The sequence below is a fragment of the Klebsiella sp. CN_Kp113 genome (assembly GCF_040064585.1).
GTDB classification, from domain to species: domain Bacteria; phylum Pseudomonadota; class Gammaproteobacteria; order Enterobacterales; family Enterobacteriaceae; genus Klebsiella; species Klebsiella michiganensis.
In genome coordinates this window covers 60848-79059 of sequence record NZ_JBEAID010000019.1, presented here as the reverse complement: position 1 = coordinate 79059, position 18212 = coordinate 60848, and the positions used below count along the sequence as shown (strand labels likewise).

Here is an 18212-nt window from a genome sequence, read left to right as displayed (position 1 = left end):
GGTTTGTATTTCAGGCTATTAAATTTAACTCACTGCGCAATCCGTGGTCTGGTAAATCATCACCTTAGAACAGAGCTTAGCCTTTTAATCACTTGAAACGCCTCGAATAATATTTGAATTACGCATAACAAACGCGTGAAAACGTGACAAGATTACGCCCGTCATACCACCGTTTCTGTCCAGATAGTACCCATAACGCACAACAGTCTGGCCGGTACCTGGCGGAACGATGAAGTCCATTGACTGAATTTCCATACTCCCATTTTCCTGCTTATATAAAACGCCATCAATAGAGAGCGCACAGGTCATGGGACCACCACCTGAAGTATCACCGGTACCCAGCATGAGAATACAGTACCCTAGTTTACCCATACTCAACGAGCCACCTTCATAACTCTTGTACTCCATACCTGCCGTTAATTTACCTCCACCCGTAATATTAATTGAGTCGTCCTGGCGAAGCGCGCCTAAAAGCTGCACTCGTTGCTCGAACGGCTGGCGATCAACAGCAAGCAAATCGAACCAGGCCCATTGTGCTTTCGCAATTCGACGGGAGCGGTGCTGAGCAATATTGATTGCCCACGAGCCGACGTCTCCAATAATCTTATTAGCCCTTACGGTGCCCAGGATATTACAACTCTCATTAATAACTACATTATTTAAAGTACCTGTATCAGCCTGTATTTCACCGCGAACAACAACGTTATTGAATTCACTACTTCCGCTCTTGGTAATACTCCAGCCTCTCCATCCGGCCACATAATTAGTAGAGGAAAGTCGATCTGTGATTTTGGCAATATCAATCGTGCCGTTTTTAATTCGCGCCGAATCAATATACAACTCGTTACCTTCCGCAATCATCACCGGCACGGCGGTTTTGCTGATGGCATTAAAAATAGAGAAACGATCAGCATTAAAAATGATGTCACTTGTCGAACCATCACTGGCTAATACCATCCCTGCGCCAACTCTCTTATCACCTTTTGTCTCAACTTTAATTGAGTACATCGAGTTAATTTTGCCTTCCGAATCCGCTATCGTCTCTCCCTGGGTCTTAACTTTACCCTTCAGTTCTCCGACCGTTATATCCAGGCCATCTACCTTCTCTACGCTAGCCTTTAATGTACCGTCGATTTCCTGCACATTGGCGTTCAGATCGCTCACTGCACTGGCCGTCGCTTTGGTCCCTAAATCAGCTTTCAGACTTTTAAGCTCCCGGGTATTAGCCTCAATATTTCCTCCGTCAATTTTGACCTGTGTATTCAGGGCAGTAAGTGCCGAAGCGTTCGCTGTATTTGCCACTTGATCGCTGACATCAATGCAAAATACATCATCTGCATACAGATAACCGGCCGACAGGCTGGAACGCAGGGAAATAGTCAGTGCAGCATCGGAGGACGGTTTATAGTCCCCAAAGATCTCCGTCCAGCCGGTTCCGATGCTGGTTGTTATCGGAATATCTTTCAGCGGCCCTGAGCTATTACGGATGCTGATTTTAGTATTACTGGCATTGCTGACCGCAAAGTCACCCGACTTGCGCACCCACGCGCCAATGCGGTATGTATGCCCCGCAATCAGGTTTACGTTCTGATCGCAGGCCGTAGAGCCGCTGGATGTCTTTGTCGCCTGGATAATGTACTTTCCGGACTTAGGGTTCTGCGCCGCCAGTATGCTCCAGCCTGAGTTCACCCATCCGTCAAAACTGCGCTCGAATGAGTTATTCGCCAGCATATTTCCCGGAATCGCTTTTGCTGCGTCGGCATCAGACTGAGTGGCCGCAATACTGTTATTCAGCGACGTGACGCTGCTGCTCTGGCTCTCCAGCTTTCCTTCAGCACTCGTCACCCGGTTGGTCAGAGCAGCCAACGCGGCGGCATCCGCTTTGTGATTAACGTTGTTAATGGTGGTAGTCAGGTCGTTCGTCAACTCCGTGATACTGCTACCCTGGCTAGTCAGCTTCCCTTCAGCGCTCGTCACACGCGTGGTCAGGCTACTGATGGCCCCGGCATTGGCTGCGATATTTACTTCATCTGTAACATCAACAAAATAGAAGTCGTCAAAATACTGCGCGCCAGACTTCAGGGAGGAGTAGATCGCCACATCGACCATCCCGTCTACCGTCGCCTTCCATGTTCCGGTCAATTCAATCCATGATGAACTGGTTGGAAGGTTCGCGGTGTTGAACTGGCGATCGTACAACAGGGACGACTGACCAATACGCAGTTTGTTATTACCCTGGTCACTCATGACCGAACCGCCCTGCGCACGGGCAAACACACCGATTTTATATGTGTTGCCTTTGACGACCGGTACTTTCTGAGAGATCCCGGCCAGGCCCACACCACACATCGCTATTTTGCTGCCGTAGTTGGGCGATTGTGCACTGATAACGGACCCGACGCTTCCCCATCCTGTGAAAGCCTCCTGGCCGCGTTCAAATGAACCGTTGGAAATCAGGTTGCCGGGAATTTTACCATCAGCAGCCAGGCTGGCCGTGGCATCATTCAGGGAGTTATTCAACTGCGTCAGGCTGCTACCCTGACTGGCCATCGTTTTGCCCTGTTCCGTCACGGTATTCTGGAGCGTCTGCAGAGCGGTAGCATCGGCTTTTTTGTTGACGTTGCCGTTTGTCGTATTCAGCCCGTTTTCCAGCATGGTGGTCCGGCTTCCGACACTCGTCAGGATATCACCCTGCTGAGAGACTTGTGTCGTCAGGGAATCAACAGCTGAGGCGGTCGCGTCTGCCGTGCTCTGCGCATTGTAAGCGTCGGTTACATCTGTAATAACCATGTCGTCGATAAACAGATTATAACCCGGCGTGTTGCTGCCGTTCGCCCCGCGCGTAGAGATCCAAACAACGGCACGGGTTGCACCTTTCGCGGTGGCTTTTGCATACCCGGAAAATTTAACCCATTTGTCACGACCGGCCAGCGCTGTTTCGCTGACATTAGCAGCTCCCAGCCATGAGTTTGCGCCCGCATCATTTTGCACGTTGAGGCCGACCACGGTGACCCAGCCGCCTGAGGGGGTTTCACCGGATGGCATCATCGCCCAGAACTCAACCCTGAATACTGCCGCGTCGCGAATGGCAAGGCGTGAACCGATTAGGTCGTCGCTGTTACCGGTAGTGTTCGGTGCACGCGTCACGCGCATGCATTTGCCGCCCGAGTAGCTGACTCCGCTAATAACTCGCGCAGACCCACCCAGGTTCTGATTAACGTCATAAGTTTCAAACGTTCCGTCCAGCCACGGGTTTGAGCCTTTGCGGGCGTTAATATTCAGCGTGCTGTTCAGGCTGGTAATGCTGTCAGCCTGGCTGTTGATATCCTTTTCAGTCTGCGTTACACGATTAGATAACGCGTTTAATGCAGTAGCATCAGCCTTCTTATTAACATTCGCATTGGTGGTTGACAGATCATTCTGCAGCTTTGTAATAGCCGCTCCCTGAGAGGTCATTCCCGCCTCAGCACTGGTCACCCGTGTTGTCAAATCACTGATTGCGCTGGCATTGGCCGAACCCACGGTTTCATCGGTAACGTCATAAACGGCAATGCTGTCGACGGCAACAACTGTCGCGGACGGATATACATAAAAAGCAATCCTTGCGTCTGTGGTGGTGGCCGGCAACGCGGGTATATCTACCGTCAGCGTTTCAAAACCATCTTTTCTGGTTACAACAGCCTGCGTCTGGGTGTAAGTACCAGCGGTCTTCGAATTAAAGATGCGGCATAAAATCCCACCTGAACCTGAGATTAATTTTGCACGTACCTTAAAACGGAACCGGCGTGATGAACTTACCGGGAACCATTTAGCGTTATTCGACATTAATCCAGGATTACTTGCGTCACCCGTATGCGTGATTATCACACCGGGAGCACCCTCCCCGTTTGATGCTCCCCACACAATGCGCCCGGCATTCTGCAGATTCCACGCATTTAATTGGTTTCTGAAATCATAGTTTTCAACCAGATTCTCACCGGTATCGCGAGCGCTATCGAGTGAAGCTTCTAGCTGGGTAATACTGTTACTTTGACTCGTCAGCTTCTCTTCAGCTTCAGTAACCCGGTTGCCTAACGAAGCGACGGCTGAAGCATCGGCTTTTTTCTCGATGTTCTGGTCGGCAGTGGCAAGTCCGTTTTGCAGTTTTGTGATGGACTGACTCTGGCTCTCAAGCTTTCCTTCAGCGCTACTGGCCCGGTTTGTCAGGTTGCTGATGGCGGTGGCGCTGACCGCAATATTGGTTTCATCAGTCACATCTACCAGATAGAAATCATCAAAATACTGCTCTCCCGTCGCCAGCAGCACCATGAGCGAGACGTCAAGGACTGCGGTTTTCGTGGCTTTCCATGTGCCCGAAATTTCCTGCCAGACAGAACTCGTGGGCAGCATCGCGGGGTTAAACTGAACCTCCTTCAGTGGCCCGTCAGAATCACCAATACGCAGCTTATTGTTGCCAGCGGTGCCTGACGGCATTGTTGTTCCACCTGAAACACGCGTGAAGATACCTATTTTGTAGGTGCGATCTTTGGTAAACGAAATCTTCTGAAGCAACGAGACGACACTGCTGCCTGGAACCACTTTAAGAATTTGGGTGCCACTATGCGGCGAAGAAGCTGTGAGTATTGACGTCGCTGATTGCCAGCCGCTGTAACCATCTTTACCTCGTTCAAAAGACGGATTTGTTAACAGATTTCCGACTATCGCCCGGGAAGCATCGGCATCAGCTTTTGTGGCATCAACAGCCGCGACAGTTTCCTTCAGGCTGTTATCCAGCTTCGTCAGACTGCTGCCCTGGCTGGTCAGCGTCTTGCCCTGTTCGGTGACTGTGTTCTGCAACAATTGCAGCGCGCTCGCATCCGCTTTTTTACTGACGCTGGCATTCGTCGTTGACAGACCGTTTTCCAGCGCCGTGGTCCGGCTACCGATGCTGCTCAGCGTATCGCCCTGCACAGAGACTGTTGTCGTCAGGGAGTCCACCGCTTTTGCTGTTGCATCAGCGGTTTTCTGTGCACTCTGCGCTGCAGTAACGTTGCGCAGATGCCAGTCTGCCGCATACCAGACCGTACCAAAGGGTGAACTCTGATTAACCTGCAGGAAGGGACGCATAAAATTCGTATCGGCCGGCACCGTAAAGCGCCATGTCACGCGTTTCCACGCTGCGGTGACTTTGGTATTCCCGCCGGAAAGTCTCGCTTTGATACCACCTGTCGCTGAAGTGGCATTAGCGATATAGAGATTAAAATCCGCCTGTCCGGTTCCGCAAGCAACCACCGCCGACATCTCGAAAACATCACCCGGAGTCACCGCAACATTGTTGATTTTAGGTACATGGTCGCGACCGGCCAGGCGAACCACATACGCAAACGGGCAATCTACAGGTACACCCGCAGCAGTGGCTGAAACGACGTCATAACCCATGCGGTCGTAGGAAGGTTCAAGCGCCGGGTTAGGAATATAATCATCCCCTGCAGCTTTTGCAGCACCAATCGCGCTGGTCAGGGAAGTAATATTACCATTCGCTGCAGTCAGGCCGCTTTCCGTCTTCTCCACTCGTCCGGTCAGTGACGTCAGGGCGCTTTGATCCGCCTTTTTACTTACGGTGGCGTTGGTCGTTGTCAGATCATTCTGTAGCTTTGCGATCGCCTGGCTCTGGCTGACCAGTTTCCCTTCCGCCGAGTCGACCCGGCTGGTCAGGTCTGTTACCGCCGATGCATTCGCTTTCTTTGACACCCCGGTCGATGAAAAGACGTCGACTTTACGGATATACAGACGTGCACTGTTTGACGGTGTCCCGCCCCCGGCGGCAAATCGCAGATAAACGTAACGCCCGGTAAAATTGGCCGGAATGGTCAGTTCCACGGTTTTCGTCTGCCAGTTGGTCGTTACCCCACTCAGCCACGGTGATATAGACGATAACCAGGCGATCGGATTGCCTAAATCCGCTATCACACCGACGGTGTCAGACGATACGCTGTTAACCGTTTCCGAAGTCCGGTACTCAAAAGAGACCGTGAGAGTCAGTCCGGCCTCAACGGGGATACGCGTGACGTTGGCGACGCGAATGGAGCCAGTCGTGGTTTTCAGGGCTTTTTCACCCGAATCATAAGTGAACGCCGAACCGGTACCGGAGTTTTCCCAGAAGGATAAATCAACATTCATTCCGCCATTGCTGACCAGGCTCCCCTCAGCCAGGGAGTTTTTCAGCATTGTCAATTGGCCAGACTGCGTGGCCAGGTTTCCTTCCGTCCCGGTCACACGATTGGTTAAGGCAGTGACCGCACTGGCATCAGCCTTTTTACTGACGCTGGCATTCGTCGTGGTCAGGTCGTTCTGCAACTTTGCGATGGCGCTGCTCTGGCTGGTCAGCGTTTTATCCTGCTGGCTGACGCTGGACTGCAGGCCCGTAATGGCATTGCTGTTTGCGGCCACGCCCGATTCCGTTTTCCCGACGCGGTTAGACAGCGAGGTCAGCGTATTTCCCTGGCTGGTTAACGTGGTGCCCTGCTGTTCGACCTTTTGCGTCAGCGTCTGGAGCGCGGTTGCGTCGGCTTTTTTACCCAGACTGGTTTCCAGACCGCTAATTTTGCTGGTCTGCGCGCTCTGCGCTGTCGTCAGGGAGCTCAGTTCCTCCGCCACCGAGGATTTATTGTCGTTGAACTGCGCCTGCAGCGATTCTCTGGCCGTCACCTCTGCTTTATCGGCGGTGATACGCGCGTTCATCTCCTGATACAGCAGGCCGGAGCGCAGGTCTGCAAGGCTGTTACTGTCAGAGGTTCCCCTGATCTGAGCCGCCAGCGTGGAACGTTTCAGCGCCTCTACCTCATCCGCTTGCGTCCGCGCCATCTCCTCATTACGCAGAGCTGCCGTACTTGCTGCCGGCGCCGGGCGCCCAACGGATATCCAGTGGATCAGAAAATAGTTGTCGGCATTCTGCCCCTGGGCCAGATCGAGACGAAAACGGCGAACCGTGCCGGACGCGTTCCAGTTCACGTCGGAAATGGCCACCACGCTGATACCCTCGCCATCAAACTCCTGCTCGGCGATAGTCACCGAGCGGGCATCACTCCAGCCGGTTTCCTCTGTACCAATCCAGTAAAGCCGCCCTTTCCATGCCGGATTACCCACGCGCTTAATACGCAGCATGACGGTGCGATAGGAGGAACCCGGGATTTTTTGCCCGTTTGGCGAACGGCAGGAGGCCGTGCTGTTCGATGCTTTCAGCCAGCCTTCGTCCGTGATTTGCATCGGCACCTGACCGCCATCGTCCTCGGTCCACCCTTCATTGTCTTTATCGAAGTACCAGATACTGAATGAATCAAACTGCTGCCCACTACCGGCAGAGATTTCAGCGATCTGACGCGCCAGTGACTCGTCCCCATCCTGAATAATTGTCTGCAGATTATCGATGGCGGCCACCCGCTCATTTTTTTCATTGAGCAGCTGGTCTGCCGCCTGCGCCGCTTTCGCGTTGACGTCCGCAATGCGGTCAGCGGTCTCATGTTTTACCGCTTTATCCCAGCCCGTATTTGCCTGAGCAATGGACTGTTTCAGGCCGTTTTCAACCGTCTGCAGCTGGGATTTTAACGCCGAGTCCCCCGCAGTCAGGGCTTTATTGACATCTGCTATCTGCTGGTCGACGGAAGTATTAATATCACTCACAGCATCGTTGATGCTTTTGTTTACTGTCGAGATGGCGTCATTGAGGGTCTGATTAACGAGGTCAATATTCTCTGTCATCGACTTATTGACCGTCGCTATCTGCCCATCAACCTGCTTACGGATCCCCCCGGCGGTCTCATTAATGCTCTGGTTTATTTCGTTAACCTGCTGCTCGACCTCTTCACGGATGGCATCAGCGGTTTCCGTCAGCGTTTTGTGGGTTTCCTCCATATCCCGCTGAGATTCTTGCCAGGCTTCGGTGTCCTTAATTGCATCGGTCAGCTTGTCGTAATACTCCCCGATATCGTCGCTGGCCATCCCCTGCACCCAGACGGTCCACGGACTTTCGTTACCAAGGCGATCGACAATGCGTGCCCGGTACCAGAACGTCGCCGCAATCTGCAGGCCCATCTGCTGATACGAGTTTCCCGGATACGTTACGTCAGAAAGCGCCATCGCGCCGTTGCCGGTTGGATTTGGGCTGTACTGCAGCTCGGTTTTTTGCGTATCGCCACTTCCCTCCGGGAACGCCCAGTTTAGTTGAACGCCATGCAGAAGGGATGTTGTGGTCAGCGAAACAGGTGCCGAAGGCAGGCCGATTTTGCCGGTCAGCGTTTTCTCTTGCGAATATGCCCAGCCGCTCGACACTTCCGCGGCATTGATAGCGCGCACCCTTACGATGTATCGGCCGGCATAAATTCCGCTGACATCAAACGAGGCAACGGAACTCCGGGGCACGTTTATCCAGTTGCCTTCATTGCGGCGCCACTGTGCTTCATAAGCAATGGCATTCTGTACTGCCGTCCAGTGAACCTGCAGCGTTTCAACGCTAATCCCCTGATTAACCACGGAATAAGACTCAACAACGATATTAGCTGGCGCGCTTTGCTTCCCTGGAGGAATAACGCTGATTGGCCGACTATCAATAATCGCACCGGAATCAATCCTGGCGTATTTATCCGGATCGTGAGCGGCTGCGGAAATTGCAAAGGTGCTATCGTTATTATCTTTAACACCCACAACACGATATTGCTGGACCCTCAGAGAGTCAGACTCAATGGCCCATACGCATTCCGGTTCTGGTCTTTCGGCATATTCAGCGGTGACGGTGACGACGTGTCCATCGACGCTCTCAATGGTTCGGCCTTGCGTCCCCCCCGATGGCAGGTTCAATAACAGACGGTCCCCGGCTTTCGCTTCCGTTTTACGATCGAGCGTAATAACGCAGCCATCCACTTCGCGGGTACGGCCACCGTTGACTTTTCCCGCCAGCATTTCGTCCGCCACCGCAATGATATAGCCGGGTTGTGGAATATTACCGTCCAGTCCGACTGAAAAAGTCACTACGCGATCTTTATTGTTGGTCAGAATTCCCCAACGCCCTTTACGGTTGGCCTCCGACTGACGGGTACAGCCAATCGCCGTAAGTTCTAGCTGATTAAATCCATAGCGGGCGACAAGCGGCTGCTCAAAAACCGGCTCCATCGCATCCGCATACTCATTCTCTGGATCAGACCATGAGACGAGCGCGTTGGTATAGCGCGTTTTGCTACTGCTGCTGGCATAGTGAAAACGACCATTGATGACGTTAGCCCTGGTATAGGTGTAATCAATATCACGAGGCATATCCGCCAGAGCAATCACCCGATCGCCACTCCAGCAGGTCATGCCACGGAAAATGGCCGCAAAATCGCGTAACACCGTATAGGCATCGTTGCGATCCTGAACATAGACGTTACATAAATAGCGCGGCTCGGTACCCTCCCCACCTTTACCATCGGGGACGGGTTCATCGCAATATCGTGCTACCTGATACAACGTCCATTTATCAATATTTTCTGAGGTAAGACGATTCCCCAGGCCAAAACGATCGCTGACGATCAGATCGTAAAAAATCCAGGCCGGGTTATCCGTCCACGCCCATTTGAATGCTCCGGTCCAGATGCCTGAATATTGGCGGGTCTCCGGGTCATAGTTATCAGGAACGCGGATCACCCGCCCGCGAGGACTGCAGGCAATTTTTGGAATAGAGCCATTAAACTGTCGAGAGTCAAATTCAACGTAAAGCAGGGCCGTGTTGGGATAGCGTAGTTTTGCATCAAGCACCTCAGCATAACTTTGCAGCATCATAACATCGCCAGTTTTTGAGGTATTTGCGTCTTCCGTGACCTTACGCAGGCGCAAAACCCAACCCGTCGTCGCCCGGGGGAGATCAATGCGGTGGCATCGTTCATAGCCGGAAGTGGTCTTTCCGCTTACCGCACTCTCCAGCACCGTCTGCCAGCTACCACCATCGGTTTGCAAATCAACGGCATAGCTGACGGCGTTCCCTACCAGATCGCCATTATCTTCCTGTTTCAGTAAAGATGGCCATTTTAAGCGCAGGCGGACGGCGGAAAGCTGGGTATTACTAAAAGAGCGGGACCAGGCCGTTTTGCTGGAGACTTCCACTCCTACGTTAATTTCATTTTCTGAACCGGGGATCCCCTGGATGTAATTCTGTGCCTGAGTTCCCGGTCGAAACTCCCAGGCGACACCGCTAAAATTTTGCGAGCCGTCGGAATTTTCCAGTGGCGTACCATCAAGGTAAATATCTTTTGCGGTAAGCGCACCGGCAAATTCACCCTCGCCCAGCGCAATGAGAATTTTTGCTTTCGCAACAGACTGTAAATCATCAGGCTGTTCCGTTGGGGTACGCGGGCTTGAACTCCCGCCCTTACAACCTTTAATGAGATGCTGTGTCATAGATATTTTGTCCATAAAAAAACCACCTCAAAGGTGGTCTGAAATGAGAGAAGCCGGATATTTTACTGCTGGTCTTCTACATAAATTCCCGCTGAAATAATTGCCCCGCCGATAAGCCGCTTGCCGTATAACAACGGTACCGGATATCCCTGAGCGGTGGTGTTCGTGACCCCGCCAAATGCGTAGGAGGCTTTATTTTCAGGAGATTGTTGACTGGCTAAACCTGGAACCTGAGGAGAAAGCATCTGAAGAACACCACCAAGTACCATTGAGGCCCCCAGCATTGCGGCACTTCCCCACCCGGAGCCGGCAGCAATCGCGGCGAATATCCCTCCAGTGCCCATAGTGGCGATTGAAGCGACCGCGATCAATGCAACACCTAATATCGTCTGTAGCACGCCAGCTTTTTTACTACCAATAACGACAGGAACAATTCGTATTACTTTATCGTTGATGGGGAAAGGAATATCATCCTCGCTAATGTTTTTCTTTCCTTTAAAAACAGCATAGGTTAATCCCATAGCTTTGCTGTTGTTCATGAATTTTTCAAATCCATTGATAGTACAACATAAAGCCCTTATCGCTTCAGATGCCGTTGCCACCATCCGACAATGAGATTTGCCAAATTTCTTACCAAGAATACCGCCCAACTCTATTCTGACCATATGTTCTTGCATAAATACTCCATCTGCAGCAGACATTATGAATAAATCATAAGCATCTATTCCGCCATTGATAATATCGTACGCTGAGTTGACTCGAGAGCAAGTCCAGCCCTCTGATGTTGAATCACATTCACTTGCTAACGCATTTCATATCGGGTGATTTAAAATCCCAACGTCTTTCAGATTTTTTCATTAGTCAACGCATTATCATTAATATGATAGCGCAAAACTTTCACCGTTCTTTCCTGCCAGTATCCCCCATACGGCACTCGCTGGCTTAAATGACCATACAGGTGATGCAGCAGCATATTTCCCTCAAGGAGAATACCCGCATGATTCCACTTATTTGCCTGTACCTGCATGATAATCATATCTCCCGGCTGCGGCGGGCCATCAAACTCGCGAAAGCCACATTCATACCAACAATCATGATAAAAGTTATCAGGGTAGCCATCTTCCCACCACGGATAATCCACACGATAATCCGTCAACTCAACATTATGCTGCTGGCGAAAATAGCTCATTACCAGTCCCCAGCAATCATAATGGCCAAGCACGAACGGACGTTCCAGCAGCGGCAATTCTCCTCGCGGATAAATGGTACGAAAATCGCCTTCCGGCCAGCTGAAAATATGCCAGGGTAACAACATCGCGTCACACTGAGCCTTATCCAACTCGCTTGGCTGGGTCGTCGCGTCGGGGTGACTGTGGACGATCCCCGTTACGGTGCCCCAATCCTCTACCCGTGCATAATCCTCCGGCGCAAGAACAAAATGCTCCTGTGGGGCATCGGCAATATTACGACAGGGGAAATAGCGCTCTACCCGCCCCCTTTGGGCAATCGCACCGCAGCATTCTCGAGGATATTGCTCCTGAGCATGCACCTGAATAGCCCTGATAACTTTCTGGCGCATGTTAGCTCCGAATTAAAGATGTGCCGGGAAAACCACCAAAAGGCAGCTCATTGTCTTCGCCAAAGCGTAATTTACAGGCCGACAAAGTGCCGTTACAAACATCCAGCGCCGGATCGGTAACAGGTGTATTATTGTTATCAAAATATCGCTGACCTGTATAATCACAACCATCGCCGCTGCGGTATTTATTCCTGATACACCAGGTACAGATAGAATGCAGCTGACGCGTTGGGATCATTATTCCTTGCAAATCCATTGGACTGGCAAGAGTGAACTCAATCGCTTCATTGGTCTCCTCACTTTTGGCATCAATAAAGAAGACTTTTCGTTTTTCCTGCGTGGGGTCGGCTCTCGCATTACCTTCAGGGAAATTACGTGCGTCGAGATATTTTGCCAGCGTATCGTGAATGGTGACTTTCGCCTGAACCAGGTCATCGTAATACAAGCACAGCGCGGTAATCGAAGCATCAATATTTGCCACCTTCAGCGATGGTTGCGCGTCCCGACCGCTGGTAGAGGATTCAATCCCGTCAATAATACAAGGCCATGGCATATATTCATTGCCCTGCCACCAAATGGATTTTGCAGGCAAACGCGTTTCGTCCCCTCCAGCAGCCTGGATTTCAGCTTCGCTATGGGCGATACTGTGCCCGTGGAAATATAAGACATCATCCATGCCAAAGACGCTGCCATCAATTTCCAGTAAACGTATTTCACTCCCGGGTTCAAGTTTTTGATAATCAGCTGTAATCATGGTGCATATGCCTGGTTAAATGTGGCGGTTACCGTCATTATCTGACTCGATAATGGCGAAAGTTTTAGTGAATCGGCGCTAACACGATAAAGCCCGGATTCCCCCGCAGGGGTATCCCAGATAAACGACTTCGTTACATGACGCCGCATAAATTCAAGCACGGCTAATATCTCTCCCTTTTCTCCGGTCAAGGTCACTGGCCAGCTTTGTTTTTCAAAATGTAGACCATCGCCGACGATCTGCTGATATCCGTCGCCAAAACGAGCCTCGCGAACGGTGAAATTAAAATCCCCCTGCAAACCCGCTTGTATTTGCGTTCGCCAGGTAAAGGTTTCTATTGCCATATCTTCTCCGGGAATCAAAAAATTAACGTGCGTGGTTTGCATTCCAGATAAGGCCACCAGGCCTCAATTCATTTGCCACGCCAGCGCGAACGGAACGGTCTATCGTCTGCTGCCAGGCGCGATTTAACGCGCCGTTATTGTCGGCCGCCTGCGGTTCTGAGCCCTGATTCTGAATAAGTACTGAGGTCTGAATGGTCAGTGGCCCTGCGCCTGAAGAACCCAGTCCCTGCATTGATGCCGTTCCCACATAGCCGCCGCCCGCATACCCCTGCGCACCTCGCATCATGGCGTAAAGGTTGCCAATCCCTATCGCCGAGGTCGCCTCTTTGGTAAAAACAAATTCGCCGCCATGAACAATCCCTCTCGGCTCATATTTACCCCCGTCTCCGGTATAGCCTCCATCGGAGTGGCCCGTGAAAACTTTACCGATGGATGCTACCCAGCCAATGCCGGAATTCGACATCGCGTTAAAGGAAGCCTGCATGGCTTTTACCAACAATAATTGGCTAAGCATCTTCAGCGTCCCTTTCAGAAAGGTCATCAGGAAATCACTAAAATTCGCCTTTCCTGTGGTTATATATTCCACCAGCGAGTTTCCCATTGAGCTGAAGGCGTCTTTAGCTAAATCCTTAAGCTTGCCATGAACGTTTTCTCCATCCTTAAGGAATTTATCCCACGCCTCTTTGGCTCCTGCCATTAAACCGCCGAGCCAATCGCTCTTCCCCCCTTTTTCCGTATCATCGTCAGAACGCTCTTCCATATTTGCGCCTGGGCGAAAAACTTTTGGCGTATTACCCAGTTCTTCTTTTGGAGGGCTACCTATTCCTGCCAGTGAATCCCAGTAACTTTTAGAGCCTGACGTTATATTGTAGGTCTCATCCTCAGATTTCTTTACCATATCCTGAAGTATGGGTCCCATTCTGGCTGGAGGAAGGGGTAACGTCTGTATTAACCTTTTCAGGCCATCCGTATGCTTTTTCTGGATATCTGTTGCAGCACGAAAAGTCTTATTAAACTCTTCACTTTTACGGCTGGCGACAGTTACTTTCTGTTGATATTTATCCAGAAGCTGATTGCTTTTTTCCAGTTCACTGTTATTCATGCGCAGTGTTATTGTTGTATCACCCGCCATTGATTATCTCCTGAAAGAATAAACCAACTACTTATCTGGTTTACATTGATTAATAATGTGAACATACTTCTGCTAAAACCCAGGCTAGTTCTGTAGTTTATTCAGGATATTCAAGGCCACCCGTTCCATTACCTGAATATCGTTTATTGCGGTTACCTCATCAGCTATATCATAAACCCTCATGAGCCATGCGAGGACACTGTAGTCCAGACCGATAACCCCTCCTGGACTGGTGCGCCACTGCGTGCTGGCCGTGCGAAAGACCACAAACGCAGGCCAGATATCGGGCCAGACGTTGATGACAATATCGTCATAGTCTTCGGCTGTCAGACCGAATGCGCTTAGCTCATCCGCTGATGGTTCAGGCGTATAGAATGCAGAGGCAACCGCAATCAGTTTTTTTCGCGATTTCCCGTCAGCTCCTGATAATAAGTAGCCATTATTGCTTTAACGGCCCCCGGATAGTTATCTACCAGCACGCCCATATTTTCTCGCGTACAGGGTTCAGATAATGCCCAGCCGTCGACGATCTCCAGTAAGAAATCACAGACCGTTTTTTCGTCAATATCTTCTAGCTCTGCCAGTTCTTTTATTGGCCGATGCTTAAACGTAAAATTCAGCACTCCGTCTTCTTCACCGGCACGAGGAATAGCAACATCAGCTTTAAAAACAGGGTTAGGTTGTAATTTGAAAATAGCGCTCATAAATACCCTTAAAAAAGGCTCCCGCAGGAGCCCAGTTGAATTTAATTTATGTTCCACAGATAAGGAGAACGATTAATCTTCCGATTTATAGAAAGTAATATCCCGAGAGTGAATGGAAAACGCGACTTGTACGGTTTCAACGCTATTCACCGCGGTCACTGGTTGCGGATCAAATGACGGAACGCCGGACCAATAGCGATACTCCTTCGCATTAGGCACAAACATGCGTAGCGGTAACACCTGGCCGTAGCGATCCACCATGCCCAATACTTTATAGATCGGTAAAGAAGCATCATGCGCTAAGGTAAAGGTTTGGCTTTTAGCCGCCTTAAAGGTGCCAATATTACGCTGGCGATCGTCTGCCAGAAACTGTACCTGTGCATACTGCTGTTCACCACCCGACTGCGCGACTTCCGTAATCTGTGGAATCTCAGTCCACTCCGTGATTTTCTGTAATTTCCCGCCACCGGCATGAGCCGGGAAAAAATTCCGGTCGCTGGAGTTAATGACCGAAATGGTTACGCTATTTGTTGTTTGTGCGGTGATTCTGGCAACTAAACCATCGATTACACCCCAACCCGAAGAAATCAGCACGACATCATCAACCTTAAGGTTATGATTTTCAGCAACGGTAAATACCGCACCTTCAGCATTGGAAACCGTACTCACAGATACGGGAGAACCAAGACCGGAACCAACAAAAACGGTTGAGCCATTAGGCAGAGCAAAACCCATAATAATATCTCCATTATTGATATTTAAATATTTGAATGCATTTTATCAATGCGAATAGCTTGTTTAATTATGACTTATTGTTGCGCCATAGTGATTACGCTTTAACACCACATCACTTTTCAGGAATTTATGTGGCTGCCGTTCTGTAATACGCTATCAGGGATACGTTTTGCCACCGGCTCATTTTCAAAAATTTTCATACCATACTGGCCGATCCAGGTTGCATTTTGGTTAACATTACTCAAAATAAAATCCATAACTTCAATCATTAACTCTTCAATGAGAGCCGCAGAATTATCACGCCACCAGGTTTCAATAGCGGCGAGAAGAGAGTCGGAGCCATTAGCAATAAACTGCTCGCCAATACTATAACGTTTCGCTTTATTTTCATCAGTAATACAGTGCAACTTACTGATTTGTAAAATTTCCGCTGATGGCCCCATGGTTTGAACGGTGAGCGTTGCGACTTTATTACCAGTTTCCTCAGCAATGGCAGATGAGTAAAACATTGAGAGGGTTAAATCATTAGATGTATACATATTCACTTTCTCCAGATTTCAGTTACTGAACGAATTAGATTAATAAAACAGAAAATTACATAGCTATCCGAGCCCTTAACCAACCATATATAAATGATTTATTAGCCTCACTTTTTTCTGCTAACTCCAGATAATACTGCCCCTGGCTACAGTTTAATGCCCGTAGCAGTACAAGCTCCCCTTCACTGCCTCTTCGAATAACATAATGGCTCAAGGCATTTAAGGTCCTGGGGCCAATAACACCATCGGTTATAAGATCCGGATAAAGTACCCCACGATGATTAAAAGCATTTAACCAGCGTTGAAGCCACTTACCCGGCAGAACAGGCCCCATATTGACCCCGGCGTCACACAGTTTTTCAGCGATCGCGGTAGATATTTCAGCAACATGATCGAACCGGGGCGCAATCCAGTAGTCAGCGTTGAGAATATCCAGCGCCTGTTGGCGCGTCAGTTTTTGCATATCGCCATCATAACCATGAGCCCGTGCGGTGACTTGAGTAATCCCCCAGTTTGTCGGACCTCCTTTATCATCAGGATGATTTACATAACCGCCCTCCTTTTCCAGAATGGCATTAAAAATCTCATCTTTATTCATTTATTCCTCATTTATCGATTAAATGCGCAATATTCCCCCTCACCAGGAACACGGCAATAAAGACAAAAAAATTCACGGTAACAACCAACCAGTGGGTCGACGTATACAAGCCGAAGAGATAACGAAACGGTATGCTGGCATAGGTGATTACCAGTAAATAAGCCGTATATGATATCCATGGTCGATACCTTCTGTACCGGGCGCGCCGATAAAACATTAAGGTTAGGGTGATCAAAGCGCAGAGAACGGCATTAAGCAGCGCGGGAAGTTCATTTCCCATTCGGGCGCCCACTATTGTTGCGGGTTAGTATTTTGTAGAGGTCGGTTAGTTCTTGATTATTCAGGAACGTGAGTATCTTAATAATCAGCGCGGATATCAGCACGGCGCCTAACGCGTCTAAAGGTCGTTCATTGTATCCGGTCCAGATAGCCAGCTTCGTACCAATTAACCCGGAACCCAAAACGCCGACAATAAAAGAAGTCATAAAATAGGCGACGAGTCTAAAGCGCGTGATATTAACCGCCGTCGCAACATAAAATACCGCGCCAGCAAAAGCCCCAAAAACAACGCCATAATCAATACCTGTCACCAGGCCAAACATACCAGCGCCCATTAATCCACCAGCAACAATTATCGACGTACCGGAAACAGGATCGGACATATACCCTCCCTTCTTTCACTATGAGTTATGATGGTAAATAACGAAGCGCAGGGTCATTTTTCCTGGCACTAAGGCGTTACCTCGCCGTTACTTTCTTTCTTTTTTGCAAACCAAGCGCATAAATTGCCCTCTGGAAGAGCCAGGTTCCTGGCTGCGCATACTGGTGTGCAAATTCTTGCTGATAAATGATGGTCGCTCGCTCAATTTGCCGTTTATATTCCTCGCGCTGCCAAAAAATATCCTGTGCCACAAATTTAATCGGCAATGCGTCCTCAATACGTTCAGGCGTATGGTGCTTCCCTTTTGCCTGAATCTGAGCGCGGGACGGCGTGGGCCGATGGATAAGATCTGAACTGAGCGTTTGCGGATTTTGTAAGTGGGAGCGCTGCGCGCGACGTCGGCCCGCAGCGGAGCCATTAAACGCGGTTTTACGGGACATTGCGGTCTCCTTTAATGGGCTTTGGCGGAATGCCTTCGGCAATCGGATCCTTGCCAATGGCTTCACCCCAAAGCGCACTGCGCCATGGCGCTGGCTTTTCAGCCACGTAGATTCAGTTATGAATCGTTGTATTTCATCATCCGGATAGTGCTGTCTATCAAGCTGATGACAAAAGAATACCTCAGGGTTATTTAAAAATAAATACCCATAGGTATACTTTATGAAAAAAACAAATTAACCAATTGAAAATATTGAAAATATTTTTGAAAAAATAGTGGCCTGACGCGTAAAAACAGCTGAAAAGGTCCGAGGCGGGTAGTGT

14 protein-coding genes are annotated in these 18212 nt (G+C 49.9%); all 14 read right to left on the bottom strand.

Annotated features, from left to right (window positions below; genetic code table 11):
* Nucleotides 1–84 precede the first annotated feature (84 nt).
* Complete coding sequence (locus ABLV30_RS11970) at nucleotides 85–10419, bottom strand: carbohydrate binding domain-containing protein (RefSeq protein WP_348865602.1); 10335 nt, start codon at nucleotides 10417–10419, stop codon at nucleotides 85–87.
* 47 nt (nucleotides 10420–10466) lie between these two features.
* Complete coding sequence (locus ABLV30_RS11965; RefSeq protein ID WP_004850357.1) at nucleotides 10467–11081, bottom strand: tail assembly protein; 615 nt, start codon at nucleotides 11079–11081, stop codon at nucleotides 10467–10469.
* A 167-nt stretch (nucleotides 11082–11248) separates the two neighbouring features.
* Complete coding sequence (locus ABLV30_RS11960; protein ID WP_004850353.1) at nucleotides 11249–11983, bottom strand: C40 family peptidase; 735 nt, start codon at nucleotides 11981–11983, stop codon at nucleotides 11249–11251.
* A gap of 1 nt (nucleotide 11984) precedes the next feature.
* Complete coding sequence (locus ABLV30_RS11955) at nucleotides 11985–12737, bottom strand: phage minor tail protein L (protein ID WP_025107965.1); 753 nt, start codon at nucleotides 12735–12737, stop codon at nucleotides 11985–11987.
* Nucleotides 12734–13081 carry a phage tail protein gene (locus ABLV30_RS11950; RefSeq protein ID WP_224266434.1) on the bottom strand — a complete coding sequence of 116 codons (348 nt, stop codon included), beginning with the start codon at nucleotides 13079–13081 and terminating at the stop codon, nucleotides 12734–12736. The genes ABLV30_RS11955 and ABLV30_RS11950 overlap by 4 nt, the downstream gene beginning before the upstream one ends.
* A 22-nt stretch (nucleotides 13082–13103) precedes the next feature.
* Nucleotides 13104–14213: a phage tail tape measure protein gene (locus ABLV30_RS11945; protein ID WP_064358487.1), complete on the bottom strand. Its 1110-nt coding sequence runs from the start codon at nucleotides 14211–14213 to the stop codon at nucleotides 13104–13106.
* Between the two features lie 84 nt (nucleotides 14214–14297).
* The gene (locus tag ABLV30_RS11940; RefSeq protein ID WP_048263674.1) at nucleotides 14298–14543 is read right to left on the bottom strand and encodes a DUF1799 domain-containing protein; all 246 of its coding nucleotides are present in this window, start codon (nucleotides 14541–14543) and stop codon (nucleotides 14298–14300) included.
* A gap of 62 nt (nucleotides 14544–14605) precedes the next feature.
* The gene (locus ABLV30_RS11935; RefSeq protein ID WP_004850345.1) at nucleotides 14606–14917 is read right to left on the bottom strand and encodes a phage tail assembly chaperone; all 312 of its coding nucleotides are present in this window, start codon (nucleotides 14915–14917) and stop codon (nucleotides 14606–14608) included.
* 72 nt (nucleotides 14918–14989) lie between these two features.
* A complete protein-coding gene (locus tag ABLV30_RS11930; protein ID WP_265799744.1) occupies nucleotides 14990–15652 on the bottom strand; it encodes a phage tail protein in 663 nt (220 codons plus the stop codon).
* A gap of 119 nt (nucleotides 15653–15771) precedes the next feature.
* Nucleotides 15772–16191: a hypothetical protein gene (locus ABLV30_RS11925; protein WP_265799741.1), complete on the bottom strand. Its 420-nt coding sequence runs from the start codon at nucleotides 16189–16191 to the stop codon at nucleotides 15772–15774.
* 55 nt (nucleotides 16192–16246) lie between these two features.
* Complete coding sequence (locus ABLV30_RS11920) at nucleotides 16247–16789, bottom strand: glycosyl hydrolase 108 family protein (RefSeq protein ID WP_004850338.1); 543 nt, start codon at nucleotides 16787–16789, stop codon at nucleotides 16247–16249.
* 7 nt (nucleotides 16790–16796) lie between these two features.
* A complete protein-coding gene (locus tag ABLV30_RS11915; RefSeq protein WP_032749344.1) occupies nucleotides 16797–17069 on the bottom strand; it encodes a phage holin family protein in 273 nt (90 codons plus the stop codon).
* Nucleotides 17059–17451, bottom strand: coding sequence for a phage holin family protein (locus ABLV30_RS11910; protein WP_025107970.1), 393 nt, complete (start codon nucleotides 17449–17451; stop codon nucleotides 17059–17061). The genes ABLV30_RS11915 and ABLV30_RS11910 overlap by 11 nt, the downstream gene beginning before the upstream one ends.
* Nucleotides 17452–17527: 76 nt before the next feature.
* Nucleotides 17528–17890, bottom strand: coding sequence for a hypothetical protein (locus tag ABLV30_RS11905; RefSeq protein ID WP_014229124.1), 363 nt, complete (start codon nucleotides 17888–17890; stop codon nucleotides 17528–17530).
* Nucleotides 17891–18212 lie beyond the last annotated feature (322 nt).

What these genes read in the sequence shown, in the direction of transcription:
- ABLV30_RS11915 (WP_032749344.1), bottom strand. Translation starts at nt 17,069, where the DNA reads ATGGGAAATGAACTTCCCGCGCTGCTTAATGCCGTTCTCTGCGCTTTG.
- ABLV30_RS11955 (WP_025107965.1), bottom strand. Translation starts at nt 12,737, where the DNA reads ATGATTACAGCTGATTATCAAAAACTTGAACCCGGGAGTGAAATACGT.
- ABLV30_RS11935 (WP_004850345.1), bottom strand. Translation starts at nt 14,917, where the DNA reads ATGAGCGCTATTTTCAAATTACAACCTAACCCTGTTTTTAAAGCTGAT.
- ABLV30_RS11930 (WP_265799744.1), bottom strand. Translation starts at nt 15,652, where the DNA reads ATGGGTTTTGCTCTGCCTAATGGCTCAACCGTTTTTGTTGGTTCCGGT.
- ABLV30_RS11960 (WP_004850353.1), bottom strand. Translation starts at nt 11,983, where the DNA reads ATGCGCCAGAAAGTTATCAGGGCTATTCAGGTGCATGCTCAGGAGCAA.
- ABLV30_RS11945 (WP_064358487.1), bottom strand. Translation starts at nt 14,213, where the DNA reads ATGGCGGGTGATACAACAATAACACTGCGCATGAATAACAGTGAACTG.
- ABLV30_RS11910 (WP_025107970.1), bottom strand. Translation starts at nt 17,451, where the DNA reads ATGTCCGATCCTGTTTCCGGTACGTCGATAATTGTTGCTGGTGGATTA.
- ABLV30_RS11970 (WP_348865602.1), bottom strand. Translation starts at nt 10,419, where the DNA reads ATGGACAAAATATCTATGACACAGCATCTCATTAAAGGTTGTAAGGGC.
- ABLV30_RS11920 (WP_004850338.1), bottom strand. Translation starts at nt 16,789, where the DNA reads ATGAATAAAGATGAGATTTTTAATGCCATTCTGGAAAAGGAGGGCGGT.
- ABLV30_RS11965 (WP_004850357.1), bottom strand. Translation starts at nt 11,081, where the DNA reads ATGCAAGAACATATGGTCAGAATAGAGTTGGGCGGTATTCTTGGTAAG.
- ABLV30_RS11905 (WP_014229124.1), bottom strand. Translation starts at nt 17,890, where the DNA reads ATGTCCCGTAAAACCGCGTTTAATGGCTCCGCTGCGGGCCGACGTCGC.
- ABLV30_RS11925 (WP_265799741.1), bottom strand. Translation starts at nt 16,191, where the DNA reads ATGTATACATCTAATGATTTAACCCTCTCAATGTTTTACTCATCTGCC.
- ABLV30_RS11950 (WP_224266434.1), bottom strand. Translation starts at nt 13,081, where the DNA reads ATGGCAATAGAAACCTTTACCTGGCGAACGCAAATACAAGCGGGTTTG.